Raw genomic sequence first — 25339 nt, 5'->3', positions numbered from 1 at the left:
GCACGGGAGCACAGTAGCGCACGTATCGACGACGGGAGAGCTGTTCCGTGAGTGATCGATCGACGAAACCGAACGTCTCGACCACCAGACGTGCGCTTCTCCGCGCCAGCGTCGGTATCGGTACTGGCGGAGCACTCGCGAGCACAGGGGCCGCAACGCCGAACGATGCTGTCACCGTCGCGACGGAACGGACTCGAAAGACGGCTCCCGACAACGAACAGTTCGAAACGCCGGGGCGGCCGTCACGGACCGCATACCGTGCCCTCGCGCAGATCGAGCGAAGCGTCGCACAGCGATCGGGATCGCCGTCGTTCGATCACGTCGTGAACGCGGTCGGGTATCTCGGCATCGGATCGAACGATCCGATCGACGAGGCGCTGGAACGAGCAGACGCTGCCGGCGATCTCGACGGCGTGCTCCTCGATTTCCCGCCCGGAACCTACCGCCTCTCGGATGGGTTCAGCATCTCGCCAGAGGGAGCCTTCGGTATCGTCGGCCCCCGAGCCACGTTTCGACTCGATTCCGGCCTCCGCTGTGAGGTGAAGATCCATGGCCTCTCGCGCGGGCTGTTCGAGGGGTTCACGTTCGATCAGCGTGCCGGACGGGCCGCCGTCTCGGTCCTTCTGGGTACCGACGGCCACATCGGTGTTCGCGATCTCACCTACCGCGGCACGGCCGAAGCCGTCGCCGACGACCAGGGCGCGCTGCTGCGCCCCGTTGCAGAGAACCGAACGGCGAGCATCCGGATCGACGATCTGCACGCACGCGGCGGCACCAACGCCGGGTCGCACGCCTGGGTGGGGTCCGACCCGCCCCCGAATCACGTCGCTGGCGGTATCGTCGGCGTGTTCGTCGGCCGTGCGAACGAGGGCGTGGTGCAGTTCGTTGACCCCGTGCTTCACGGGTGGGAGAACGCGCTCTACGCCACCCGAACGAGAGGAGCCGTTCAGGTGATCGGGGGCCGGTTCGTCAACAACAACAACACGGCCGTTCGGATCAGCGGTGCGGAATCGTTCTGTGATGGGGCCACGATCGTCCTCGATGCGCGGCAGTGGCCCGAAAGCCATCCTGGCGAATTCACAATCGGCGAGGTACAGGGCGTGAGCGCCGTGCGATTGGAGACCGGTGGATTGGACAAGTCGGGAACACGCCTCAGAAACCTGGACGTTCGGGCGTACGCGATGCAGAAGTGTCCGGGACTGATCGTCTATCGCGGGAGCGCCGGCGCGGGGCGGATGCGGCGCTGTCGGCTGACGAACCACCTCGACGGCACGCCAGCGATCGTGATCGACCCACCGGGAGCGGGCCCGTATTCGGCACCCCCGGGCTCGCAGGCTGTACGGATGGACCACATCGAGATCGGAGGATCGATGACGGGCGCGCCAGCCGTCCGTGGGTCCACCGAGCGCTCGAACTCCCTGCTCGCGGATAGCTGTCTCCGAATCCCCGACGCGGGTCCCGACGACGTCAGAGCGGTTCGGACCCAAAACGTCGGCTACGGCGCTGATTGTACCGCCAGCCAGCGTATCGAGAGTCAGTTCGGCATGCCGAGTGACGTCCCAACGATCCAGAATACGACTGTCCAACCGCCGTCGCCCGGTCCAGGGTTGCCGGGGCTGGGAGTTCTGGTCGGTTTCGGTACAATCACTGCATACGTGATGGCGACGCTGCCACCACTGCTGAGGGAGAAAATCCGCACATAACTCGTCGAGGGGAGCGTCGCGAAGTGCGACTAGCGGGAGAGCAGCACTACGCTATCGCGGCCAGCCGGCAACGCATTCCGTCCTCGATCCAGGCCGCGATCTCCTCGGGTGACTCGCCAGTGAACTCGACGAGACGATCGTAGAACCCGGAGTTGCCGAGGAACCGGACGGCCTCGTAGATCGGTCGGCGTTCCGCGAACCCCGCCGGAAACCGGCCGGCGCGGTCGCGGTAGCCGTCGTGGAACGCGGTCACGATCTCTTCGGGACCGTCGCTACGGAGCGTATCGAGATAGCCACGGGTACGGACGATGTCCCGAGCTGGATCGCCGACATGGGCGATCTCCCAGTCGAGAAATCCCACGCCGCTGTCGGTGTGAAAACAGTTCGGCTTGGCGGTATCGCCGTGAAGCAGAGCGGCCGGTGTGTCGTCGAGCAGATCGCGGTTCGCCTCGACCGCTACGACGACCTCCTCGAAGTGGTGATCGAACCGTTCCGACGGGGCGATTTCGCGCTTCTCGCCGATTTTGTCGAGGAGGACATCCGTCCACGGTTTCGTATCGAGGTCGAGACCGTCCGCGTCCCCGCCGGTGATGTGCCCGTGTCGATCGAACCGCTCGGCGTGGATTCGCGCGAGAGATTCGCCGACCTCGCGGGCCAGCGACGCCCGTTCGGCGGTTTCCGCGTCGCTCCAGAGTTCCAGAAAATCCTGCCCGTCGATCGGTGCGGTCGCGAGATACGGCCCTGGATCGTCGGTCGCGCTCGCCACCACTCTTGGCACGGGAATCGAACTGTTCGCACCGACGTAGGCGATGGCCGCACGCTCGCGGGCCACGCGGGTCGCGTCGCCGTCGACGGCCACTTTCAGGTAGATCGTTGTCCCGTCGTCGAAATCGACCCTGACCGTGTGATTCTTCCCGTTCCACGATGGCCCCGGAGGCCTCACCTCGTCGACTTCGCGCCCCGGGAACCTGTCGTCGAGGACCGCTGCAACCTGGTCGTCCATGATCTGGCGTAGTCCGTGTCCAGGATTGTTCTTGTGGTGGGTGCGGAGACGTTACGTTGATCGCGACTCTCCGTGCGGTTTCTGGGAGCTATCGCTCGGCCGACCGCTCGACCTGGAGATTCCGATCGTCGAGTGCTGCAAGGAGGTGTGGAACGTCACAGTCCCTGATGACGTCGAACACGGTGAGACGCGGATCGTAGGAGTACTCCCGGCTCGTCGCCATGTCGTGGAAGCTCGGCCCGAGCCCCCGAAGATCGACCGTTCCGACGCGCTCGTCGACGGCTGCGGCGTACAGCGCGTGGTACGCGCCGACTTCTTCGCCGACAAGCGAGACCTCCCCGCACCCGGTTTCCTCGACGAGGAACTCGACCGCCCGCAGCACGTCGTAGACGCGCATCCCGAACAGCGACTCGCCGAGCAGCAGCGCGTCGTACGCGAGTTTGAACTCGGTGCCATAGATCCCGTAGTAGTCGTCGACCCACGTGGGGATCGGGATAGATCGGTTCCGCACTGCCCCGACGCCGCGCGGATCGAACACGAACACCGTTCCGTACTCGGCGGCCAACGACGCGATGTCGTCGCTTCGTTCGGGCAACGCCTCGGTTCCTCGCTCGGAGCACACCACGGCGGGCGAGCGAGCGGATACGTCGCGATCCGTGACGAGAACACCTGTACAGACGATGTCGGGCTCTCGCTCGATCTTGAACCAGACGTGCTCGACGTTCAGTCCCGCTGCTTCGCTTTCCCGAACGTATCGTGGGTACGGATCGGGTGCCTTCCTATCGAGATCAAGCCGCTCGACGAGCGTTTGTCGGAGCCGTGCCGCGTCCACCTCGCGATCGTCGACAGCCGGCGATGTCCCCGCGCTGGGGTACTGCTCCGCCACGTACTCGTGGAGCAGGTCGTTGATGGTCCGTTCGTCGGGGTACGCTGCTCCGACGCTTCCTTCGGGAGTACATTGGAGGTCGGCCGCGTCGACGATCGATAGCTCGTCGTGCGGGACGTACTCGGTGTCACCGAGGGTGTCACAGAACCACTCGAAGATCCCGTCGCCGAGTTCGTAGACCGAACAGTGCGTCTCGTCGGCGACGACGAGATCGACCCTCTCCTGGGCGTCGTACAGGTCGTAGACGCGCTGTGCCCGTTCAACCGTCTCGTAGACTCCTTCGATCGGGAAGTATTCGTCCGACGCCGCTGCGCCGATGCAGACGGGTCGTGGTGCCATCGCCGTCACGAAGTCGTCGTAGTTGATACCGAGCGGGATCGCGCCGTGGATCAGTTGCTCGGCGTCGATGCGTTTGCCCGTCCGGAGCCATTCCTCGCGTTCGGTGATCGAACAGCACGGCGCGGCGGCGTCGATCCGGTCGTCGACGAGAGCGAGATACGCCGTCTGGACACCGCCACCGGAGGTGCCAGTGACCCCGATGCAGTCGTCGTCGACGTCCGGTCGTCTCTCCAAGTAATCCAGCGCGCAGCGAGCGTCGTGGATCATGTACCGCGCGAGGTTCGCTCCGGCGTAGAAACACTGCTGGCCGGCATAGCAGTGTGCGAACGCGCCGCCGGCGCTGCCGACCAGCGGATCGTCCGTCTCGGCGTCGCGGTACTGCGTGCGCTCACCTTGGCAGACCGGATCGACGGCGAGAACGACGAACCCGTTCCGTGCAAGCTCGATGCACGCTCGCTGGTTGAGCGGGTCGGCCTTCGCCGCATCGATGTGGCCACAGAGGAAGAGCACTCCCGGATGTGGACCGTCGCCCTCTGGCACGTAACAGTTCGCCGTGACGTGGAAGTCCGGATGGCTCTCGAAGGTGAGTAACTCGATGGTGTATCCGTCCCGAGTCAGGACGCCCGTCGTCTCGACCACGAGATCGTCCGGCCGGTCGGGGAGTCCGCCGATCCCCGAGAGAAACCCCTCCCGAACCCGTTCGCGGCGTGCCTCGAACTCGCGCCACGAGTCGATGGCGCGCTTCGCCTCGCGTTCGGCCGTAAACCCCTCAGCCGCCCGCTGCTGGAGATACCGTGTCAGTTGGTCTTCGACATCGAAGTAGCCGTTCACGGCGGCTCGGAACCCGTCCATGAACGGGGGTGATCCGTGCTCCGGATGGCTCTTGTGGTGGTCTGAAATGTCACGGCCAGCCAACGGGTTGAGGACTCTCAGCGATCCCGAAGCGCGTCGGCATTCCGCGTGACGAGATCCGCGAACGCCTCGCGTTCGGCGCGTTCGCGGGCGGCGGCGGTTCCTCGATCCCGTAGCAGCGGTTGCAGCCGTTCGAGCGCCGCAGGATCGTTCGCTGCCACTTCACGAGCGACTTCGGTCGGGTCGTCGGTGACCCGCGAAACCAGCCCCATTCTGAGCGCCGTCTCGGCGTCGACGGTCCGTCCCGAGAGCGCGAGATCCATCGCGTTGCCTTCGCCGACGACCCGTGGGAGTCGAACCGTGCCGCCCCACGCGCCGAACAGCCCGAGTCGCACCCCCGTCTCGGCGAACGTCGCCGCCGGGGTGGCGACCCGGAGATCGCAGGCGAGTGCGAGTTCAACCCCGCCGCCGCGCGCCGCGCCGTCGATCGCCGCGATCACGACCGCTGGCGACTCCGCGATGGCTCTCGCGACCCGCTGGCCTTGCTCGGCGAACGCGGCAGCCTCTTCGCGGCCGAGGTCGGCGACGACGTCGAGATCTGCGCCGGCACAGAACGCGGGCCCCGCGCCGTGGAGACAGATGACCGACGTCTCGCACTCCTCGACGGCGGCCTGGAGCGCATCGAGTCCGTCCGGCGTCAGCGCGTTGCGTCGGTGGGGCCGATCGAGGGTGATGGACGTGATGTCTGCCCCGATGGTCGTCTCGATCATGACCGACGCTGGGTACGCTTTCCAAAGGCCTTTGCCCTCCCCGCGGCTATTTTCGGCTGATGGAGGAAGCCTCCCAAGTCCGACGTGCCGCGCGGGAGGCCGTCCGCGACGTCGGTCCCGAGCGGTTCGGCGACGCCGTCGGGACCGTGCTCGACGACGGGTCGATGACGCCCGGCGTCCTCGCGGTCGCGTGTGCGCGCGCGATCGACGAATCGGTCGCGTTCGATACCGTCGCCGAACGCGCCGCCGGGACCCAACTCATCTACGAGGGGCTGCGACTGACGCGCGAACTCGCCACCGATCCCCCGTGGGAGGGTGCTGTCGGCGGCGGTGCCGACACCACCTTCGATCCCGACATCGAGACGGGAGCCAACGTCGACGTGCTCGTGGCGGACGTGCTGGTTGCTCGTGGGTTCCATCTGCTCGCACGGACCGAGGCCGCCGGGACCGCCGTCGAGACGGTGCGGAGCTTCGGCCGCGATCAGACGCGCCGCCGATCGACGGCTGAAACAGCGCTCGACACCAGTCTCGAAGCCGACGTGTTCGAACTCGCCGCGGTCGCGGGCACGACGGCCGTCGGCGCACCCCCCTCGACCGAGTGTCGCGAGTTCGTCGCCGCCCTCGCGAGGACGGACGATGGACTGCCGACCCCGGAGACGGTGTTCGGGCCGTCGGTACGCGAGTCACTCCGGACGTTCTCGGCCGCACCCGCCGTGTCCGGCGAGGGTGTCCGCCCCTCTGCACCCGACTCGTGAATCGAAACGGATAAACACGGGTCGGCGGTACTCACAGGTGCCTGCCTGGGTAGCTTAGCGGTAAAGCGCGTCCTTGGTAAGGACGAGACCCCGGGTTCAAATCCCGGCCTAGGCTTTTCGGACCTCTTAGACTCTTGTTAGAGCGCTGGCTCCGTCGAACGGGCCCTTTCTGGGTACTCCCCAGCGCATGTGTGCGGGACCACTACTCTACATATCAGATTAGTGGTGGTAGGTGGTATCTCAACGAAGATGCTGGTTAGTCGGATCAACTCTTCTCTGATTGACGGATCGAAACAGAAGTAATTACACTACATTCGTGTCGAGTGCATGAACGAGATCTGAGACAGATTCGATTTCGGGTCTCTGTTACGCTTCTGCATACTCCTGTGGCTCGTGTCATTGCAATAGGGAATCTCGTCCATCGTCGACATTTAACCACTTATATTCGATTTACTTGTCATCGCTTCGTTTCATTGCGGACGTCATCTGTACCGTTTCTACCAAAGTGTTTGGACCGTAGAAATTCAACCCACCTATCCGTTCGTGCTCACAGCCGAGTACCGCGGAACGGGTGGGTGTACCATCGGAAGACGAACGAACACTTCTGTGTCGGTTGTCTCTCGCTGTCCGGTCTCGCCATCGGTAGCGCGCCGTCGTATCCGGCTGGGCGTAGCCCCCGGCGATCAGGTGTCTTCTCGACTCTGGCGCGTGTGCGGCCACGACTCTTCGGTGTAGGCCATCTCCCAGAAGGCGTGTTCTAACTGTGTGCTCCGGCGAAACGCCGTCTCCATCTCCTCGTGGAGTGAGGGGTCGTTCTCGGCACACCGATCCACCAGTTCGCGCATCCAGGCCACCGATTCGCGGAACGCATCGCTCGTGTACTTCGTGATGAACGGGGTGTAGCGGTGCTCGCCGTCGGCCAGTTCGGCCATGTGCTCGGCGATGTCGAGATACCCCTGTCCGCAGGGATAGATGGCGGCCGCACCGACCCCGAGCGGGCGCTCGCGGGCGGTTCGCAGCAAGTAGTTCGTGTAGGCGACGCAGGTCGGTGCCTTCTCGACGGCGGCGAGATCGTCGGGAGTGAGCCCGTACTCGGCCGCGAACTCCCGATGGAGCTCCATCTCCTCGGCGACGATCGTTCCCGCGACGTCGAAGCAGTGGGCCATCGTCGCCTCCTCGCGCGCCTTCGTCCCGAGCACGGCGAACGTGCGCGCGTAGTCGAGGAGATACCGGTAGTCCTGTTCGAGCCACGTGCGAAACGCCGCTTCGTCGAGCGTTCCGTCGGCCAGCTCACGGACGAACGAATGGTTCCTCTGTGCCGTCCAGAGCTCCGCCTCGGTCTCGACGAGGTGGTCGCTGAAGCGCATTGGTTGAACGGTGGGATTCACAGGTAATATAATCATCGAATACTACTGTGGTGGCGAACGACGCGACCCGATCCGAAGGAAGGTTCGGGGCGCAGCGAGGGATCGAGCAGCAACAGCACTGCGGACCTGTCGACACAGTACGACGCAATGTCGTCCGCCGATCAGAGCTCGACGACCCGATCCGCCCACGACCGCAGCGCGTCGAGAGCGGTCCGCTCGTTGCGGGAGATGTCGTCGTCGACACCGAGTTCGTCGCCCTCGAAGGCGTTGCAAACCGCCACTTCCGCCCCATCACAGTACGTCGACAGCACCGCGGGATCGAGGAGATCAGCTTGAAACGGGATAGTGGCGTCGTTGACGAAGACCGCACGCGGATCGGCGGGAGCCGACTCGACCATCCGTTTCGACTGTCGGGCGTTTGCCGCCGCGAGATCGAGCGCTTCGGAAACCGTCGCGCCGGACGTCCGTGGCGCGTGGGCGTCGAGGCGCTCGTTCCAAACGTCGTCCGGCACGTCGGTGAACCGGGTTAAGAACCCACCGAGCAGCCGGCCGTCCCGTCGAACTTCGGGGGCGAAATCGAGAACCACGACTCCGTCCGTTCCGTGCTCGTCGGTCCACGCGTCGAGCGCACGGGCAGTCAGGCGTGTCTTGCCTACGTTCGATGGGCCAGTCACGAGCGTCGTTCCGGCGAGTGGAAACGGAAGATCAGTCATCTCAGCCTGCCGATTCGACGGTTGTGCTGGCGCTGTCGAGTCGTTCGCGGACGAACAGCGCGAGCAACAGCAACGTCGCGATCCCGAGAACGGCGGCGAAGATGAGGACGAACAGCGTGACCGGCGTCAGCCCGCTCGCGATCTGCCCTTGGAGGAACGAACCGGCCGTGACGGCGGTCACGCCGATGAGCACCACGCCGCCGACGTTGGCGGCCGTCGAGTTCGTCTCCGGGACCGCCTGCCGGTCGTTGAGCAAGTAGAGGACGAGCGCGAGCGCGAACGGCGTCCCGACGAGCCCGAACGCGAGCGTCAGGACGAGCAGCGGAAATACCTCTCCGCCGACGAACACGCCGGCGATGCCAGCGAGCGCGACGACGACGACGGCCGCCCGGTATCGCGGATCGGCAACGTCGCGCTCCCACCCCAGCTTGTCCGCGAGGAGGTACGGCGGGACGACCGTGTTCGCGCCGAGCGTCGAGATGGCTGCACCCCAGAGCCCGAGCAGGAACAGCCAGCTCGCAGCATCGCCGACGAGTGGGCCAAGCGCCTGTGCGGCTGCGGTCGCGGTCAGCTCGGCGGCCGCGACGTTCGGCCCGTGGAGCACCGACGCAGCCACGAGGAAGATGGCGAGGCTGTAGACGCCGAACGCACCCAGCATCGAGACGATGACGTCGAAACGTGCGAGACCGGCGTCCTCGCGGGTCCAGCCGCGTGCCGCCATCGTGTACGACTGCATCGTCACGAGCGTGATGTGGACCGCGCCGCCGAGAACCCCTGCGGCGACGAGCGCACCGTCGACGCCGGCGGGGATCCGTGGCACGAGCCCGCCAGCCGCCGCCGAGAGATCGATGGGAACGACGAACAGCGAGGCGACGAAGGCGAGGACGACGAGCGAGACGAGCACTTTCGCGCCGAGTTCGGCGATGTGATAGCCGCCACTGGCGAGTCCGATCGCGAGCACGAGCCCCCAGACGACCGCCCAGATCCGGGCGTCGATCCCGGTGACCGTCGCGGAGACGCCGGCAACCGTCTTCATGATGACCAACTGCGCCAATCCGGCGGCCAGCACCGTGTCGGCGACGAGCAGCCACGCCCAGCCGTCGCCGAGATGGTCCTCGACGACCGAGACGATCCCCGCCTCGGTCAGCAGTCCGAGCCGCATCGCGAGATACTGTGAGAGCGCGCCGAGCACTGCCGAAAGCACGGCGACCCAGAGCAGGGTGTAGCCGAAGCCCGCCCCGCCGGCGATGAGGCTGGCCATTGTCGCCGGGCCGGCGGCGATCGCCCCCGCGAGCCACGCCGGTCCGATCTCCGCGGTGTATCCGCGAACGCGTTCGAGTGCGGCCATTCAGACGCACCCCGAAAACTCGTCGTCGTTCATCGGTGTATCACTCGATGCTATCTTCCAGTAATTAGCGCTTGCGACATCGATGAGCGCGAGCACTGAGAGGGGGATGCAGTCCGGCGTGTTGTCGTGATCGGCTGTTCGGTGGTGCTCGCTGGCGGACGTTTCCGACCACGATGCAACGTACAGTCGTGTCTGGGTGCTGTGATGTCTTCCGGGGTGTTGGGAATCTCTCGACCTGGAAAACTATCATCCCACTTTACACCCATTCGTCTTCATCTCCTGTCAAGCATCTCCTCGCCCGACACGAACGACGAATTCTCGTCCGTGGGATGCTGTCGATGTCGTTTCACGTCCTGCTCTCTTGTAGCAATCCCGGGACTTGTGTTGAGTGCTTCACAGACTCGATCACATCCTTTCGTATCTGATCGTGATCGAGAACACGAGGACAGCTGACGGAAACGTAGCAACAGGCGACTGCCTTCTCTCGAACGTTCGTTGCTTCGACCGTACGATGCCAGCACCGTGCTCGCTACCCACCTACTCTGACTCGCTACGATATGGGTTATCAGTTCCAACTGTCGTTCACGTTTTGTGAACCGTTTCCTGTTCCCCTACTATAACACACGTACTACTGTTAGAACTGGACACTCCACTCGGCAGTCGAGCCCAATCGTGATCGCGAACCGGCTGGAAATCTCCAAAAGCAGCGTCTACAAACACCTCAAGACGCTCGAAGAGGGGGCGGTACGTGATCGAAGGCGAAACGATATGTCCGACACCGGACTCCGACTGCTGAACCTCGACGTAGGGGCACGCCGACGGCGGAGGATCGACGAAACGGCGAAATCGGAGATACGGCGATCGGCCGAGGAGTACGGCGAAATGGCGAACCTGCTGGTCGAAGAACGGGGACGTGGAATATTTCTCCACAGAGCCGACAGCAGTCGCGCGACGAATCTCGATACTCACGCCGGTCGCGAAGTGTATCACCACACAACGGCGCTGGGCAAGGTGATTCTCGCGGGCTTTTCCGACGGACGAGTGAGCGATGTCATCGAGCGGTGACGGACTGCCATGTCGCGAAACCGGCTTGCACGACGGTCAGTCTGTGACTTTCGTCGAAAAGAGTGTAACAGCGTGTGCAGATCGAGTACCGTCGGCTCAGACGACGCGATTCTTCAACGACTCGCCGTCCTGATACCGGTGGACGTTCTCGGCGACCAGTTCGGCGATGTCGAGGTGATAGCGGTTCGTCGCCGACCCACGGTGCGGCGAGATGATGACCTCCTCGAAGTCCCACAGCGGCGACTCCTCGGGGAGGGGTTCGGTCTCGAAGACGTCCAGCCCCGCACCGGCGATCGTGCCCGAGTCGAGCGCGTCGATGAGTGCGTCCTCGTCGACGATCGGCCCACGGGCGACGTTGACGAGATAGGCGTCGTCGCCCATTGCTTCGAACTCGGCGGTGCTGATCATCCCCTCGGTCGACGGGGTGTGCGGGACGGCGACCGCGACGAAACGGGCGTCCGCAATGGCGTCGTGGAGATCGTCGGGGTGGTACACCTCGGAGACGCCCGGGATCGATTTCCCGGAGCGACGGACGCCGACGACGTCCATCCCGAGCGCGTTCGCACGCTCGCTGATTCCCTGGCCGAGCGTCCCGAGACCGATGACGCACAGGCGCTCGTCTTCGACGGTGAAGGGCCGGCTGTACTCCGGCTCGTACCAGTCGTCGTCGTTCTGTCGATCGCGATAGATGTGGAGCATGCGGGCCAGCGAGAGCATGTAGCCGACGGCGATCTCGCCGACGGTGGTACCATGAATGCCCGTGCTGTTCGTCAGGGGAGTTCTTGCGGTCTCGTACGCGTTGGTGTCGAACGCATCGTAGCCTGCACGAATCACGTGCACCCAGCCGGCGTCGAGGAACTCTGGACGCGGCTCGAACGAGGCGACTGCGTCGCCCTCGTCGTACGTTTCGTCGTCGCTGACGAGTTCGATGGGGATCGGGAAATTGTCGAACGCCGATACGAAGCCTTCTCTTGGGATCGCGTTGCCGATCGATTCGTGAACACAGAGTCGTCGTAACTCGGGACGGTCGGTCATGCAGTTCCGGCGGAGACAACGGAATCGGGTCATTTGAGTCTGTTGGTGCGTTTCAGCGGCGGAGCGCACACAGGGTACCGGGATCATCTGACAAACTCATGCCAGCCGCTATCGGCTGAGTGACTGTCACTTGAGTGGTGGGTACCACAATAATCATCAACGAGTCAATCACTGACGTGCTGAAAGCGGAAGACGTAGAGTACCTCGTGGGGCTCCCCAGCAACCCGCTGTTCGGTACGGAAATCCCAGAGGACGCGGAAATCCGGACCATCATCACCCGGCAGGGGCGGACCGCACTCCACATGGCCGACGGGATCGGGCGGGCGTCCTCCGGCGAGAACATCGCCGCGTTCGTCTGCCAGCCTGGTCCCGGAACGGAGAAATCGGTCGAGAATGTGGGTTGCGCGACTCAATGCGTGCCACGGCACCCGTGAGGATCGCGAGAGATAGAACGCGCGACCACGATCGTCATCGACGACGTCGCGATCGACATCGCCACCGACCGAATGTGAGACGAGGCCACCTACCAGGCTGCGATGACCCCTGTCACCCTCTTTCAGGACGTCTCCGAGAACCGCCCCCAGCCAGCACGACGACCTCGCCGACCGCTACGGCGAGAGCGTGGTCGAGCGCGCCACCGACGTCGGCAACTGAAGCCACACTCCGCGCTGCATCCTGAGAACGATTTCGAAGCTCCGGTTTCCGCTGAGTACTGATCGCGTAGCGCCCGATCCGCAGCGGCTGCCGATGGTTATGAGGGTTGCGCGTCGGTCTCGGATGCGGCCACCGTGTTGCTGAGGGTCCCGATTCCCTCGTAGGTGATCTCGATGCGGTCGCCCGGTTCGATCGTGCCCGGGTTCGCCGGGCTCCCGAACGCGATCGCGTCGCCAGGGCGGAGGGTGAACCGTCGGGAGAGGTACGCGACGATCTCGTGTGGATCGAACAGCATCAGTTCGGTGTTCGCGGCTTGGCGCTGCTCGCCGTTGATCGTCGTCGTCATGTCGATCCCGTGCGGGTCGATATCCGTCTCGATCCACGGACCGAGCGGCCCGGACGTATCGAACGCCTTTCGGGCGGTCCGACCCTGCTGGTCGAGCGCGTCGACGTCGTTCATGATGGTGTAGCCCTCGACCACGTCCGGAACGTCCGCGGCAGCGACGTCGTGGCATTCCTCCTCGATGACGGCGACGAGCTCACCCGCGTACGTCAGCTCGTTCGTCCAGTCGGGATACCATATCGGATCGTCGTGGCCAACGAGCGAGGCCGGCGGTTTGATGAAGAAGTCGGGTTCGTCCGGCCGCTCGTAGTCCATCTGATCGAGCGTTGCGGCGAAGTTCCGGCCGACACAGTACAGCGCCGATGGCGAACAGGGGTACGTGAGCTCTCCATCTTGGCCGACGACGTACTCGGCGTCCCGCGTGGTCACGATCCCGTCCTCGTACCGACCGCTGACGACGCCACCTGACGTCCGTAGTCGCGCTCGTCGCATACACGACGGCCGGGTGCGACCGTAATAAGCCCTCGTGAATCGGCGCTTCCAGCCACTCAGCAACGCTGTTCGGTCCTGTTGTCCAGTCGCGTGAGCTACTCCGCAGCTAGCTCGACAAGCGCCGTCCCCAGCACCGCGGTATCCGGTGTCGGTGAGTGTCCCTTTCAGGGTTTCACTGTCGTCGTCTTCGAGCAGCTCGGCAGTAAACGTCCTCTCCCCCTCGATGTTGAACTCGGGTTGTTCCATGGGCCGCACGGGACAGCTAAGCCGTATGACTGTTTTGATGTACTACGGCTCGTTCGATCCGACAGCTCTCCACCCCGGATTCAGATGAGTAATCTATTCCAACTAATAAATTCCGATACAGCACCTACCAGTTCTAGCCACGTCTCGCGTAACAGAGAACCGAAACAGCGTGTGGGATTTGCCATTTTTCGATAGACATCTCTAATCACGATGTAAAAATGCCAAAGATATGGTTATACTGAAAATTCTGTTAACGATCGGTTGGAACTGTTGCGGTTCTATTGCCAACCCGGTTTGTTATCGGTGCTGTCGGATCTGTCTCGTGGCCCTGTGCTTCGCCTTGTCTCTCGGTCGAGGCCGCTCACCTCGTGAAATGACTTCGCTACTGAATGTCGTCGCACAGGCGTTCTCTACTGGATAGCAGCCGACTTTTCACTCACGTGAGGACGGTCGACCAGCTCAAGAGCAGTGATAACTAAAAACTCATCCAACTGTGTCTGTCATCGACTAATTCGACATGCCTAATTATACTGTGTTCCCTACTGAAACTTCGTTCGATTGAGGCGTGGTCACTATCCGGGTCGGCAACATCTGATCGGTGTTTCTGCCCGAACCGACCAACGATAGCACAGCATCGCACGCGCTCGTCCAACCCGACCGTCGACACGGTTAGCGATCGGTGCCCAGAACGGGTGTGTTCGTCACCGGCGACACCATCGTGCCGCCGTTGCTGGAGTGCGAGTCGACTCTCGAATGATGGTTTATTTTTCGGATTCAGACCGCCTCGACCCGTTCGAACAGATACGCACCGAGACCGACCATCACGACCGACGAGGCCACGAGCGCGCCGAAGTTCACGACGAGGGGATACGTCGACGTCCCGACCAGTGCCGCCCGGAGCCCGTCGACGCCGTACGTCAGCGGGTTGATGTACGCGAGTGGCTGGATCAGTTCGGGCAGCCCCTCGATGGGGACGATCGCGCCCGAGAGGATGAACAGCGGGAAGATGACGAACTGAACGATGAGCGAGAAGCCCTCGCTGTCGGAGAACTGCGACGCGAGCGCGATGCCGAAGCCGACGAACGTCACCGCGATCAACACGAGGAAGACCGCTGCGAGCGGTAGCGAGAGCCAACTCGCGAGTTCGAACCCGAGCGGGATCGAGATCGCGAGGATGAGCACCGCCTGGACGATCGCCGTCGTCGACCCGCCGGCGATCCGACCTAGAACTATCGAGGTCCGACTCACCGGCGCGACGAGGATCTCCTTCAGGAACCCGACGTCCTGATCCGAGAGGATCGAGATCCCCGCGATCGAGGCACCGAACAGCATCGTGAAGCCGACGATGCCTGGGACGAGATACTGGAGGTATTCGACGCCCTCGGGGAGGCCGGGGATCGCCTCGCCACCGAGCCCGAAGCCGAGGAGCACGAGGAACATCAGCGGGAACACGAGCGAGCCGATGATCTGGGAGGGCGTCCGCAGGAATCGCTTCACGTCGCGGAGCCAGAGCCCGTAGATGCCGAGGGGATCGATCAGCTTCATCGACTCGCCCTCGCGGCCTGCGACGATTCCTCGCGTGACTCTGACTCCGTCGACGGTTCGTCGGCCTCGCGCTCGGTCAGCGTGCTGCCGGTGAGCGCGAGGAAGACGTTCTCGAGGCTCGGCTTCTCGAGATCCACGGACGAAATCGTCGCTTCCGTCTCGTCGGCGAGTCGGACGAGGTCGACGATCCGGGTGGTGCCGTGTTCGAGCGTGATGGCGATCCCCTCGTCGGTTCGATCGCGCTCGCGCACCCACGGTCGGTCGCCGAGACGGTCGACGAACTCGTTTGCCGGACCATTGAGCCCGAGCGTGACGACGTCGCCGCCCAGCGAGTCCTTGAGTCCCTCGGGCGAATCGATCGCGACGATATCGCCCTGATCCATGATCGCGACCCGTTCACAGAGGAAGTCGGCCTCGTCCATGTAGTGGGTCGTGATGATGATCGTGACGCCCGACTCCTCGTTGAGCCGCTGGATGTACTCCCACGTGTCTCGACGGGTCCGGGCGTCCAACCCCGTGGTGGGCTCGTCGAGAAAGAGCACCTCGGGCTCGTGCATCAGCCCGCGGCCGATCTCCAAACGGCGCTGCATTCCGCCGGAGTAGCTCGCGACCTTGTTGTCCGCCACGTCGGCGAGGTCGACGAGTTCGAGCACCTCGGGGATGCGCTCCTCACGCTCTGCCGTTCGCTTGCCGTACATTCGACCGTGAAAGGCGAGGTTCTCTGTGCCCGTCAGCTCCTCGTCGATCGCGGGCTCCTGGAAGACGATCCCGAGGCTGTCGCGCACGTCCCCCCTCTCCTTGGTGATGTCGTGGCCGTTGACCCGCGCGGCCCCCTCGCTCGGTCCCAGCAGCGTCACTAACATGTTGATCAACGTCGACTTTCCCGCGCCGTTCGGGCCGAGGAGTCCGAAAATCTCGCCTTGTTCTACCGTAAAGGAGAGGTCGTCCACCGCCGTGACCGTGTCGAACTCCTTGGTTAGGCCATCTACCTGGATTGCATCCATCGAATCGTTCCTGCACTAACTGAACGGTCAGTCTATGTAAACCTGTTGTGTCGGTGTTCGGTAGCGATGCACACTCGGGTCGTGAATCCAACGACCGAGCCGAAAGACTGAAACCTGACTAAATGTATAGTCAGGTATGGCCCAATCACTTTCAAAGAAGCGTCCGTGGCTCGCCGCGCTCCTCGCCGTTTTCGCCACGGGGGCGGGTCACCTGTATCTCCGACGGTGGCTACGGGCGCTCGGCTGGCTCGGGGTCGCGGGGCTCACCAGCTACCTGTTCGTGCCGGCGTCGGCGCTCGAAGCGTTCGTCTCCGGTGGTCAGGTTGTCTGGCTCGATCTCCTCCCGCTGCTCGTGGTGACGACCCTCAGCGCGCTCGACGCATACCAGCTCGCGGTCGTCAACAACTACTTCCACCGCGTTCGTACCCACGATGGAGCCGGCCCGACGGCGTGTCCATCGTGTGGTCGGCCAGTGGATGACGACGACCTCGACTTCTGCCAGTGGTGTGCAACCCCGCTCGGCAGCGAGGGGTCGTGAAAACGATAGCCTTTTGTTTCTGATTGAATATTCAGTCTATATGAGCAGTGACGCGGACGATCGAACCGGCACGCAGGCAGCGATCATGGAGGCCACCTACCGGGCGCTCTGTGACCACGGCTACGCCGACCTCACGATCCAGGCGATCGCGGACGAGTTCGAAAAGAGCAAATCGCTGCTGTACTACCACTACGACACCAAAGACGAGATCCTCGTCGAGTTCCTGTCGTACATGCTCGATCAGTTCACCGTCGAGGACGCGATCGATACGACCGACAGTCCCGACGACCAGCTGCGGTCGCTGATCGACAACTTCCTGCCGGCATCGCCCGACGCGGAACAGCGCGAGTTCCAGATCGCGCTGCTCGAACTGCGTTCCCAGGCGCTCTCGAACGAGGCCTACCGCGAGCAGTTCACTCGCGCCGATCGTCTCATCAAGGACACGCTCGCGGACGTTCTCACGGCCGGCATCGACGACGGCACCTTCCGGGAGGTCGACGTCGAGCCGACGGTATCGCTACTCGCCTCGACGATCGACGGTGCGATGTTGCGGCGTGCGACCATCGCCGGCAACAGTACGGCCGCGACCCGCGAGGCGCTGACACAGTTCATCGAAACAGAAATCCTCACTGGTGAGTAGCCAACAGCCGCCGCGCAGTCATCGGCGGCCGTCGCTAAGGCCGGAGTGGCGGTTTCGCTGCGCGACGCTTACGGCCGTTGCCAGCGCCCGGCACGCCACTCCCAAAGGAGTTCGAGGCCGATCCATCCGAGTCCCCAGACGAGGACGACCGTCGCCACGATCGCCGTCGTGGCGAGAATCCCCAGCGACCACGTGAGCGACACCAGCAGCGGGTAGAGCAGCGCCCCGAGGACGACCGCGATGACGAGACTTCCGACCGCACACGCGTAGTGTTCGAACGGTCGAACGCCCTCCACGCCCTCCATCCCCTCCACCCCGTCCTGTCCACTCCCGGAAATGGACGACTGCTCTTTCTCGCTCGTTCCATGAGGTGTGTACACATCCAACACCAATTTGGAGCTATGTTGTCGATGGTTGTTAACGGTTCCGTCGGTGGGCGGTAGGACGGCTGGTTACCGAGTGGCCGTGAACACGAAAATACGAAAATGAAACCGACGTTAGATTCATGTATTCGTGGTGTGTAACAGCAGGCGTGAGGGAGTAATATGGTTGCAATCCGGACGAACGAACTGACGAAATACTACGGCGAGACCCTTGGTATCGAAGATCTCACCCTCGACGTGCGGGAGGGCGAAGTGTTCGGATTTCTGGGTCCCAACGGCGCGGGCAAGTCGACCACCATCCGGACGCTGATGGGGTTTCAATCGCCGAGCGGCGGGAGCGCCACCGTGTTGGGCCACGACGTCACCGACCGGAGCGCGATGATCGAGGCCAAACAGTCGATCGGCTACATCCCGGCCGAGATGGGGTTCGACGAGAGCGTCACCGGGCGGCGATTCCTCCGGTACCAGGCGTCGCTCAAGGGCGATACGCGGAGCGAGGAGTTACTGGAGCTGTTCGATCCGCCGATGGACCGCGAGATCGGCGAGTATTCGACTGGGAACAAGCGCAAGCTCGCGGTCGTGCTCGCGTTCATGCACGACCCGGATCTCGTCATCATGGACGAACCGACTTCAGGACTCGATCCGCTGATGCAGGAGCGCTTCTACGAGTTCATCCGCGAGGAGCAAGAGCAGGGCGTGACCTTCTTTTTCTCCTCGCACATCCTGAGCGAGGTCCAGAAGATCTGTGACCGCGTGGGCGTCATCCGAAACGGCCAGCTCGTCGAACTCGAAGACGTCGAGACGCTGCTCGACAGGACGGGAAAACGCGTCTCGGCGCACGTCGCCGGCACCATCGAACCCGGAGCCTTCGACATCGACGGCGCACACGACGTCACGATCAGCGGTGACGAGGAGTCCTCCCGTCCCACAGCGGCCGACGGGGGTGAGCGCGATCCTCGTCGGAGCGCGGAGCGATCCGACGGCGATGGCAACCGAACGAACGGAGCGCCCGCGGACGCCGAACAGGAACCGGGCGAGGACGACGCGGGCGAGGGTTCCGCTGCGGGCGGACGCGAGGGGACGACGGTGAGCTTCACGTACACGGGCGATTACAACGCCCTGCTCGAACACCTCGTCGAGTACGACATCCTCGACCTCGACGTCGCGGACGCCCCGCTGGAGGACGTGTTCATGCGCTTTTACGGCGACGTCGACCCGGACGAGGAGTCGAGCACCGTCGGCCGATCGGATCGGCGTGGTGAGGCGGATGTTTGAGGTCGCGCGCTACGAGGGCGAACGCCGCCTCGTGCTCGGGGCCACCATCGCGGTCGCGGCGAGTTTCTACGGTGCGATGTTCGTCGCCCTCTCGCCGTCGTTCACCGACTTCGACCTCGAAGCCATCTTCTCGAACCTCCCCCAACAGTTCACCGAAGGACTCGGTCTCGCGGCGATCGATACCCTACCGGGGCTGCTCGCAGTCGAACTCTTCCAGGTCGGCTGGGTGCTCGTGCTCGGGCTCTACCTCGCGTACAGCGCGGCCTCGATGGTCGCTGGCGATATCGAGACGGGCCGGATGGATACGCTGCTTTCCGCGCCGGTCTCCCGATCGAAACTCGTCGTCGAGGAGTTTTCCTCCCTGCTGGTGCCGATCCTCGCGGTCAACGTGATCACCCCGATCGTGCTCTATGCTGGGTCGGTGATCATCGACACGCCGCTCGACGTCGCGAACCTCCTCGCGCTCCACGCGCTGGCGGTTCCCTATCTGCTGTGCTGTTCGGCGGTCGGGTTCGCGGCGTCGGTGTTCCTCAGCGACCAGGGCCGTGCCCAGATCACCTCGATCGGGGTGCTGGTCGTGGCGTTTCTCGTCGAGACGCTGCTCATCGGCACCGATTACGAGGTGCTGGGTGTGATCGCGCCGATGAACTACTTCGACCCCACCGAGATCCTCGTCAACGGGAACTACGACCTCGCGGGCGGAGCCATCCTGCTCGCTGCGGCCGCAGTGCTGGTCTTTGCGAGTCAGTGGCGCTTTACGAGGATGGATATCCAATGACCCTCGACATCCTGCGATACGAAGGGGGCCACCGGATCAAGAGTGCGATCGGACTTAGCGCCGCATTCGCGCTGATGGCGTTGGCGTTCGTGGCGTTCACGCCGTTGATCACGACCGACGTCGCGGCCAGCGCTCAGTTCGAGCAGGTCATGACGGACCTGCCACAGCCGTTCATCGAGGCGTTCGGTTTGGAGAGTCTGTCGAGCCTCGAAGGTCTGCTCGCCGGCGAGTTCTACACCCTTTTCTGGGCCGTGTTCTTCGGTCTCTATCTCGCGTACACCGCGGCGGGGTCGATCCGGGGCGACATCGACACCGACCGGATGGACGTGCTGCTCGCGAACCCGGTCTCGCGGGGCAGCGTGCTCGTCGAGAAGTTCCTCTCGCTGCTCGTGCCGATCCTCGTCGCTAGCGTCGTCACGCCGGCGGTGATCTACGCCGGGACGCTGTTCATCGACGCGTCGATCGCGGTCGAGGAGCTTCTGATGGTTCACGTGCTCTCGATTCCCTACCTCCTGTGCTGTGGGGCCATCGGCCTCGTCCTCTCCGTCCTGCTCGACAGCAAGGACACCGCCCAGAACGCCGCCATCGGGCTGCTCTTCTCGCTGTATCTGCTCGAATCGTTCATCGTGGCGACCGACTTCGGCTGGGTGGCGAACATCGCGCCGATGAACTACTTCGACGCGAACGAGATCCTCGTCGAGGGGAGCTACGACTTCGTGAGCGCGGGCATCCTGCTCGCCGCCACGGTCGTACTGATAGCCGTGAGTCAAGTACGCTTCGCGAGGATGGACATCCAGTGATCCGATCGTCTCGCTCGGCAGCGAAACCGAACCACCGCACGCCCCACTCACAAATGGCTGACAGATGAAGGGATTCAGCGACGAAAAACGGGATCTCCTCAGAGAAGAACTCCTCGATGCGGGCCGGACGCAGTTCGCGCGCTACGGGATCGACAAGACCACGATCGCCGATCTCACAGGAGAGGTCGACATCGCGCCGAGCACGTTCTATCAGTTCTTCGACTCGAAGGACGAGCTCTACCTCGCGGTCCTCGACCGCGAGACCGAGCGGTTCTACGGGCGCGCCGTCACGCCGTTGGAGGAGACGGACGATCCCGAGCGCGCTATTCAGGAGTTCCTCCGGATCACGTTCGAGGAGCTGGAGACGAACCCGCTCGTCGAACAGCTGTTCACCGGCGACGACTACGAGCGGCTGACGCGCCTCTACTCCGACGAGGAACTGGCCGAACAGATCGACCGCGAACTCGGCTACCTCCTGCCGTACGTCGAAGCGTGGCAGGCCGAGGGGACGATTCGAGATGGCGATCCCGAAGCGATCGCCGGCACCATCGAGGCGGCGGTGACCCTCGCGCCGTACCGCGAGGAGATCGGCGAGGACCGCTACCCCGCGATCCGCGACACGATGATCGAGACGATCGCTGCCGGACTCACCGATACTATGGGCCGGGAAGACGACCCACACGACCGAACGCACGACTGAGCCATCGGCGATGTCGTGGCGACGACGTCACATCGCCGAACGGGCCGGCGGTCGGTACTCCGCGAACACCTCGACGAGCACCTTGAGCAGGCCGAGGACGACCGGTCCGAAGAACAGTCCCATGAAGCCGAACACCGCGAGGCCGCCGAAGAGGCCAACGACGAACAGGCCGGGGTTGAGCCGCGCCTCGCGCCCGCCGATCATCGGCCGGAGGTAGTTGTCCGAGAGACTCACGACCAGCGCGCCGTAGACGAACAGCGCCACCGCGATCACCGGGCGGTCGACGAGCACGAGATAGCCGGCAGCGGGGAGCCAGACGACCGACGCGCCGATGATCGGCAACAGCGCCAGCACGGTGGTCGTGATCGTCCAGAAGATCGCGTTCGGCACGCCGAGGACGGCGAACCCGATCCCGAGGAGCACGCCCTGGACGACGGCGACGAGGATGTTGCCGAACACGACCGCCCACATCAGCCGATCGCTCCGCTCGTAGAGCCGGTCGATCGTCGTCTCTCTGACCGGCGAGACGGCCCGGAGCCACGCCGCGAGTGCCGGGCCGTCCGCGAGCAGGTAGTAGAGCACGAACAGGAGGACAGTGATGCCGATCGCGATGTTCGAGAGACTGCCGATGACGCTCACGACGTTGCCGAGCACCTGGCTGACATTACCGAGAAGCGCTGTTGCGCCGTCCCCGCCGGAACCGCCGAGCAGCGCGGATGGATCGAGGTTCCACTCCGTCAGGATCCGATCGATGTTCATCGGGATGCCGGTCTGCTCGCTCAAGCGGCTCTCGATCGCCCCGACGCTGAACTCGCCGCGCTCGATCGCAACGAGAATCGTGGACGCCTGTCGGACGCCGACACCGACGAGCACCCCGAGCGGAACGATCACGGCGAGAAACGATCCGACGATGAGTAGTCCTGCCGACCCCCGACTCCCGACGTACTCCCGGAGGCGACATTGGAGCGGGTAGAGCAGGTAGGCGAGCAGGATCGCGAGCAGCAGATACTGCTCGTAGGGCAGCACCATGAGGACGGCGACCGCGCCGAAGAGGGCGATCGCGGCGAGGAGCAGACTTCGTTCGATGGACATATCCCTGCGAACGCGTGGCGCACTCATAAGCGCCGGTGCCGCTTCACCCGTGATCCGAGCCGCCCCGGCGCGATCGTCGGATTCGTCTCACCCGCAACTGCATGGCGACGGATCGACTCTCTGACGCCGGGGCCGCGGTCTACACCGGAGCGATCCTCACCCGACGGCCGGTCGTCGCGTCGCAGCCCCGTCCGTTGACTCGACGACGAGCCGACCGTCGCTGTGCACCGTGACGGTCGATCCGGCGAGCGTGAACCGAATCACCCCGTACGACCGGGGCTCTTCGTCCGTGGTTCCACCGAAGAGTCGTTCGACGGTTCGTGAGTGATCCTCGCCGTAGTCGGCGGCGACGGCTGTCGTGTTCGTGCCGGTCGCCGTCGCGACCGCCTCGACGATGGACTCGCGAAGCGAGCCCGCTTCGTCCCAGTAGTGACGGCCGATATACTGTCCGTTCCATCGTGTTTCGGTCGCTTTAGCCTCGTGGTTGCTCATTCGTGTACTCCGCCGAGCGCCATATGGGATCGCCGCTCGACATTCTGACTAACCATTCATTCAATATCAATCTTCTGCCTCCTTCAGTCGAAGGAGTTGCCGGGATTCGGCCATTGTAGTGCCCACACGGCGATCGAACCGTCGACGAGCGGGATCGACGAGTCGTCGACGGTATCGTTCCGGTGGCTCTCCACAGATCGCTCTTCCGATCACGTGCCGTAGAATGGGCCGACGGGGGAAGGCTGCTAACCAGGTCAAAACCGTGCGGTGATGCCACGCAACGGTTGGTTTGTACTCCCCCGATGGTGGGATGAAGCGGCATCGCACCCCGGCCCTGACTAAACGTTTCGTCAGCATAAGTCTTGTGCCGTCGTTCGTCCTTGTATCGGGGCTATCGCTGTCGATCGGGTCGTGACGCCCGTACACTCGATGCTCCCTTCGATTCGGTGGCGCAGGCAACACGCCTATGTGAATCGCCGTGGGAGATTGGTTCGGACGCGACGTTCACGGGGCGGTTGCCGTGCCACGGAGGATCGGCGAACCGCCGGACGACGGAGATTTCGAGCCATGTCAGGAGACAACCGCGAACTCGCCATCGTTGGACTGGGCAAGATCGGGGGCAACCTCGCGCGCCAGGCTATCGGAAAAGACATCCGAGTTGTCGGGTTCGACACGGCCGATCGGCCCGACCTCGACGATACGGGGGTCGAGGTCCACGATGCCGGCGAGTACGACACGCTGGTCGAGGAGCTCGACCCACCACGCGTGATCTACCTCTCGCTGCCCGCCGGTGGCCTGATCGACGACGAACTCGATGCTCTACTCGATCATCTCGACGAGGGCGACGTCGTGATGGACGGCGGCAACTCCTTCTGGCGCGACTCGATGCGCCGCGAGGAGCGCGCATGGGAGGAGGGTGTCTACTACCTCGATACAGGGACCAGCGGCGGACCACCGCGTGCGAGCGAGGGGGCCTGTTTCATGGTCGGCGGAAAGGAAGAAGGATTCGAGATCGCCGAGCCCTATCTCGACACGCTGTCGGTCGACGGCGGTCTCCTGCACGTGGGACCGCCAGGGAGTGGACACTTCGTGAAGCTCGTCCACAACGGGATCGAGTTCGGGATGCTCCAGTCGATCGCGGAGGGGGTCGAACTCCTCGAAGCCGGTGACTTCGACGTCGACATGGCCGACGTGTTCCACAACTGGTCGAACGGCGCGGTCATCGAGAGCTGGCTGGTCGAACTCATGGAGAAGGGCCTCCGCCACGAGGACCAGCAATCGGACGCCCCCGAGTTCGAGGAGATCCCCCACTACATCGAGGACACTGGGGAAGTCAACTGGCTGGTTCAGGAGGCGTTCAAGGGCGAGACGCCGATCCCGGTCATCAGCCAGTCGGTGATGGAGCTGTTCAAATCACGGGGCAACCAGCGCCACGCCCCGCGGGCAGTCGCGCTGATGCGACACGGGTTCGGCGAACACCCCTTCGGCGAGGACGAACACATCAGGGAGGAACGGTTCACCGGTCGGGTCCGAAACGACGTCCGCCACGAACTCCGTGACGAGGAGGAGATGGACCCGCTCCGGCCGGTCGATCGATCCGACGACGGATAAGCGGAGATACGAACGATGGCAAAAGAGTTCACCTACACGGCCGACGACGAGCAGATCCGTGAATGGGCGGAAACCGAAGACGAGGCGATCGAGCAGGCCCGCGCGGCGCTCGACGACCACGGGCTCGACCTCGACGACGCAGCGATCCGCGAGCATATCGAAGTGGTCCCGTCGCCGAACCGGATCAAGAGCGGCGCAGAGGGCGTTTTCGACGAGCGCCGACGACGGGCGGGCGAGCGCGCAGCGCAAGAACTCATCGAGGACGGGATGGACGTCGGGCTCGGGACCGGGAGCACGACGGCGTGGACGGTCGCCGAGATCGGTCGGCTGCTCCGCGAGGGAGAGTTGGAGGACGTCCGCGGCGTGGCGACCTCGCTTCAGTCCCACGAGCTCGCGAAGGAGGCCGCGATCCCGCTCGTCACGCTCGACGCAGTCACCGAGCTCGACATCACGGTCGACGGCGCGGACCAGTACTCGGAGAACGAGCCTACCGTCATCAAGGGCGGCGGCGGCGCACACGCCCGCGAGAAGGTGATCGACGCGATGGCCGACGAGCTGGTCATCACCACTGACGAGGAGAAGGCGACCGACCCGCTCGACTACCCCGTTCCTGTGGAAGTGATGCCCGACGCCCGCGAGGTCGTCGCCGAGTGGGTGCGCGAGGCCGGCGGCGAGCCCGACCTTCGGATGGCCGAACGCAAGGACGGGCCGGTGTTCACCGCGAACGGCAACCTCGTGCTCGACTGTGACTTTGGCGGGCTCGACGATGCGGCGGGCACGGCGCAGGAACTCGACGCGATCCCCGGCGTCCTCGACCACGGCATCTTCCTTGACATGGTCGATGCGGTCTATCTTGGGACCGGGGACGATGTCGACACGATCACGTTTTGAGGACGGCCGATTCCGGTCT

Annotated in this window: 25 protein-coding genes, 1 tRNA gene and 1 pseudogene; 14 read left to right on the top strand and 13 right to left on the bottom strand. The window is 64.0% G+C overall.

Annotated elements, in window-relative coordinates:
* Window positions 1-47 precede the first annotated feature (47 nt).
* The gene (locus C450_RS02280) at window positions 48-1703 is read left to right on the top strand and encodes a hypothetical protein (RefSeq protein WP_005039495.1); all 1656 of its coding nucleotides are present in this window, start codon (window positions 48-50) and stop codon (window positions 1701-1703) included.
* Between the two features lie 46 nt (window positions 1704-1749).
* Here the strand turns inward: C450_RS02280 and C450_RS02275 are convergent, their stop codons facing one another.
* The 3 genes from C450_RS02275 to C450_RS02265 all read right to left on the bottom strand — a co-directional run bounded on the left by C450_RS02275 (window position 1750) and on the right by C450_RS02265 (window position 5553).
* Window positions 1750-2706, bottom strand: coding sequence for a phosphotransferase family protein (locus tag C450_RS02275; protein WP_005039493.1), 957 nt, complete (start codon window positions 2704-2706; stop codon window positions 1750-1752).
* A gap of 88 nt (window positions 2707-2794) precedes the next feature.
* The gene (locus C450_RS02270; protein WP_005039491.1) at window positions 2795-4783 is read right to left on the bottom strand and encodes an alpha/beta hydrolase family protein; all 1989 of its coding nucleotides are present in this window, start codon (window positions 4781-4783) and stop codon (window positions 2795-2797) included.
* A gap of 77 nt (window positions 4784-4860) precedes the next feature.
* Window positions 4861-5553: an enoyl-CoA hydratase/isomerase family protein gene (locus C450_RS02265; RefSeq protein WP_005039487.1), complete on the bottom strand. Its 693-nt coding sequence runs from the start codon at window positions 5551-5553 to the stop codon at window positions 4861-4863.
* Window positions 5554-5612: 59 nt separating this feature from the next.
* On the opposite strand from C450_RS02265, the gene C450_RS02260 reads away from it, so the two are divergent.
* Both C450_RS02260 and C450_RS02255 read left to right on the top strand, forming a co-directional pair.
* Complete coding sequence (locus C450_RS02260) at window positions 5613-6308, top strand: DUF7114 family protein (protein WP_005039485.1); 696 nt, start codon at window positions 5613-5615, stop codon at window positions 6306-6308.
* Window positions 6309-6351: 43 nt separating this feature from the next.
* Window positions 6352-6423: transfer RNA gene (locus C450_RS02255), tRNA-Thr, on the top strand.
* A 568-nt stretch (window positions 6424-6991) separates the two neighbouring features.
* On the opposite strand, the gene tenA is transcribed toward C450_RS02255, so the two are convergent.
* From tenA to C450_RS02240, 3 genes are all read right to left on the bottom strand, one after another.
* Window positions 6992-7675, bottom strand: coding sequence for a thiaminase II (gene tenA / locus C450_RS02250; RefSeq protein WP_005039483.1), 684 nt, complete (start codon window positions 7673-7675; stop codon window positions 6992-6994).
* Between the two features lie 161 nt (window positions 7676-7836).
* A complete protein-coding gene (locus C450_RS02245; protein WP_005039482.1) occupies window positions 7837-8388 on the bottom strand; it encodes a hypothetical protein in 552 nt (183 codons plus the stop codon).
* A 1-nt stretch (window position 8389) separates the two neighbouring features.
* Window positions 8390-9736 carry an NRAMP family divalent metal transporter gene (locus tag C450_RS02240; protein ID WP_005039479.1) on the bottom strand — a complete coding sequence of 449 codons (1347 nt, stop codon included), beginning with the start codon at window positions 9734-9736 and terminating at the stop codon, window positions 8390-8392.
* A gap of 768 nt (window positions 9737-10504) precedes the next feature.
* Between C450_RS02240 and C450_RS02235 the strand changes: the two genes are divergently transcribed.
* Window positions 10505-10801 carry an IclR family transcriptional regulator domain-containing protein gene (locus C450_RS02235; protein WP_193790495.1) on the top strand — a complete coding sequence of 99 codons (297 nt, stop codon included), beginning with the start codon at window positions 10505-10507 and terminating at the stop codon, window positions 10799-10801.
* Between the two features lie 96 nt (window positions 10802-10897).
* Here C450_RS02235 and ddh read toward each other — a convergent pair whose 3' ends face one another.
* Window positions 10898-11836 (bottom strand): D-2-hydroxyacid dehydrogenase, encoded by a 939-nt coding sequence (ddh, locus tag C450_RS02230; protein ID WP_005039472.1) that lies wholly within the window; start codon window positions 11834-11836, stop codon window positions 10898-10900.
* A gap of 137 nt (window positions 11837-11973) precedes the next feature.
* Here ddh and C450_RS02225 point away from each other — a divergent pair, with 137 nt between their 5' ends.
* Both C450_RS02225 and C450_RS22795 read left to right on the top strand, forming a co-directional pair.
* A complete protein-coding gene (locus C450_RS02225; RefSeq protein ID WP_241430240.1) occupies window positions 11974-12270 on the top strand; it encodes a thiamine pyrophosphate-binding protein in 297 nt (98 codons plus the stop codon).
* A gap of 27 nt (window positions 12271-12297) precedes the next feature.
* A pseudogene (locus C450_RS22795) lies at window positions 12298-12490 on the top strand (malate synthase); the annotation flags it as partial.
* Window positions 12491-12587: 97 nt separating this feature from the next.
* On the opposite strand, the gene C450_RS02220 reads toward C450_RS22795, so the two are convergent.
* From C450_RS02220 to C450_RS02210, 3 genes are all read right to left on the bottom strand, one after another.
* A complete protein-coding gene (locus C450_RS02220; RefSeq protein ID WP_005039469.1) occupies window positions 12588-13325 on the bottom strand; it encodes a fumarylacetoacetate hydrolase family protein in 738 nt (245 codons plus the stop codon).
* 1020 nt (window positions 13326-14345) lie between these two features.
* Window positions 14346-15116 carry an ABC transporter permease gene (locus C450_RS02215; RefSeq protein WP_005039466.1) on the bottom strand — a complete coding sequence of 257 codons (771 nt, stop codon included), beginning with the start codon at window positions 15114-15116 and terminating at the stop codon, window positions 14346-14348.
* A complete protein-coding gene (locus tag C450_RS02210; protein ID WP_005039464.1) occupies window positions 15113-16120 on the bottom strand; it encodes a daunorubicin resistance protein DrrA family ABC transporter ATP-binding protein in 1008 nt (335 codons plus the stop codon). Before C450_RS02210 ends, C450_RS02215 begins: the two co-directional genes overlap by 4 nt.
* 136 nt (window positions 16121-16256) lie before the next feature.
* Between C450_RS02210 and C450_RS02205 the strand changes: the two genes are divergently transcribed.
* Window positions 16257-16658: a zinc ribbon domain-containing protein gene (locus tag C450_RS02205; RefSeq protein ID WP_005039462.1), complete on the top strand. Its 402-nt coding sequence runs from the start codon at window positions 16257-16259 to the stop codon at window positions 16656-16658.
* Window positions 16659-16698: 40 nt separating this feature from the next.
* Window positions 16699-17298, top strand: a complete 600-nt coding sequence (locus C450_RS02200) for a TetR/AcrR family transcriptional regulator (RefSeq protein WP_005039459.1) — start codon at window positions 16699-16701, stop codon at window positions 17296-17298.
* Between the two features lie 68 nt (window positions 17299-17366).
* Here C450_RS02200 and C450_RS02195 read toward each other — a convergent pair whose 3' ends face one another.
* The gene (locus C450_RS02195; protein ID WP_080510247.1) at window positions 17367-17678 is read right to left on the bottom strand and encodes a hypothetical protein; all 312 of its coding nucleotides are present in this window, start codon (window positions 17676-17678) and stop codon (window positions 17367-17369) included.
* A gap of 165 nt (window positions 17679-17843) precedes the next feature.
* Here C450_RS02195 and C450_RS02190 point away from each other — a divergent pair, with 165 nt between their 5' ends.
* From C450_RS02190 to C450_RS02175, 4 genes are all read left to right on the top strand, one after another.
* Window positions 17844-18956, top strand: coding sequence for an ABC transporter ATP-binding protein (locus C450_RS02190; RefSeq protein ID WP_005039454.1), 1113 nt, complete (start codon window positions 17844-17846; stop codon window positions 18954-18956).
* On the top strand, window positions 18949-19734 hold the full coding sequence (locus tag C450_RS02185) for an ABC transporter permease (protein WP_005039450.1): 786 nt from the start codon (window positions 18949-18951) through the stop codon (window positions 19732-19734). The genes C450_RS02190 and C450_RS02185 overlap by 8 nt, the downstream gene beginning before the upstream one ends.
* A complete protein-coding gene (locus C450_RS02180; RefSeq protein WP_005039447.1) occupies window positions 19731-20534 on the top strand; it encodes an ABC transporter permease subunit in 804 nt (267 codons plus the stop codon). The genes C450_RS02185 and C450_RS02180 overlap by 4 nt, the downstream gene beginning before the upstream one ends.
* Window positions 20535-20598: 64 nt before the next feature.
* On the top strand, window positions 20599-21234 hold the full coding sequence (locus C450_RS02175) for a TetR/AcrR family transcriptional regulator (RefSeq protein ID WP_005039445.1): 636 nt from the start codon (window positions 20599-20601) through the stop codon (window positions 21232-21234).
* Window positions 21235-21261: 27 nt separating this feature from the next.
* On the opposite strand, the gene C450_RS02170 is transcribed toward C450_RS02175, so the two are convergent.
* Together C450_RS02170 and C450_RS02165 are read right to left on the bottom strand one after the other, a co-directional pair.
* The gene (locus C450_RS02170) at window positions 21262-22326 is read right to left on the bottom strand and encodes an AI-2E family transporter (protein ID WP_005039442.1); all 1065 of its coding nucleotides are present in this window, start codon (window positions 22324-22326) and stop codon (window positions 21262-21264) included.
* A gap of 156 nt (window positions 22327-22482) precedes the next feature.
* A complete protein-coding gene (locus C450_RS02165; protein WP_005039440.1) occupies window positions 22483-22818 on the bottom strand; it encodes a HalOD1 output domain-containing protein in 336 nt (111 codons plus the stop codon).
* 567 nt (window positions 22819-23385) lie between these two features.
* Here C450_RS02165 and C450_RS02160 point away from each other — a divergent pair.
* Together C450_RS02160 and rpiA are read left to right on the top strand one after the other, a co-directional pair.
* Complete coding sequence (locus C450_RS02160; protein ID WP_005039438.1) at window positions 23386-24429, top strand: NADP-dependent phosphogluconate dehydrogenase; 1044 nt, start codon at window positions 23386-23388, stop codon at window positions 24427-24429.
* 15 nt (window positions 24430-24444) lie between these two features.
* Window positions 24445-25320 carry a ribose-5-phosphate isomerase RpiA gene (gene rpiA / locus C450_RS02155; RefSeq protein WP_005039434.1) on the top strand — a complete coding sequence of 292 codons (876 nt, stop codon included), beginning with the start codon at window positions 24445-24447 and terminating at the stop codon, window positions 25318-25320.
* Window positions 25321-25339 lie beyond the last annotated feature (19 nt).

Origin of the sequence: Halococcus salifodinae DSM 8989 (assembly GCF_000336935.1) — an archaeon.
Taxonomy (GTDB): Archaea; Halobacteriota; Halobacteria; order Halobacteriales; family Halococcaceae; genus Halococcus; species Halococcus salifodinae.
The sequence above is the reverse complement of the archived record's forward strand: the minus strand, read 5'-3'. Positions and strand labels throughout refer to the sequence as shown.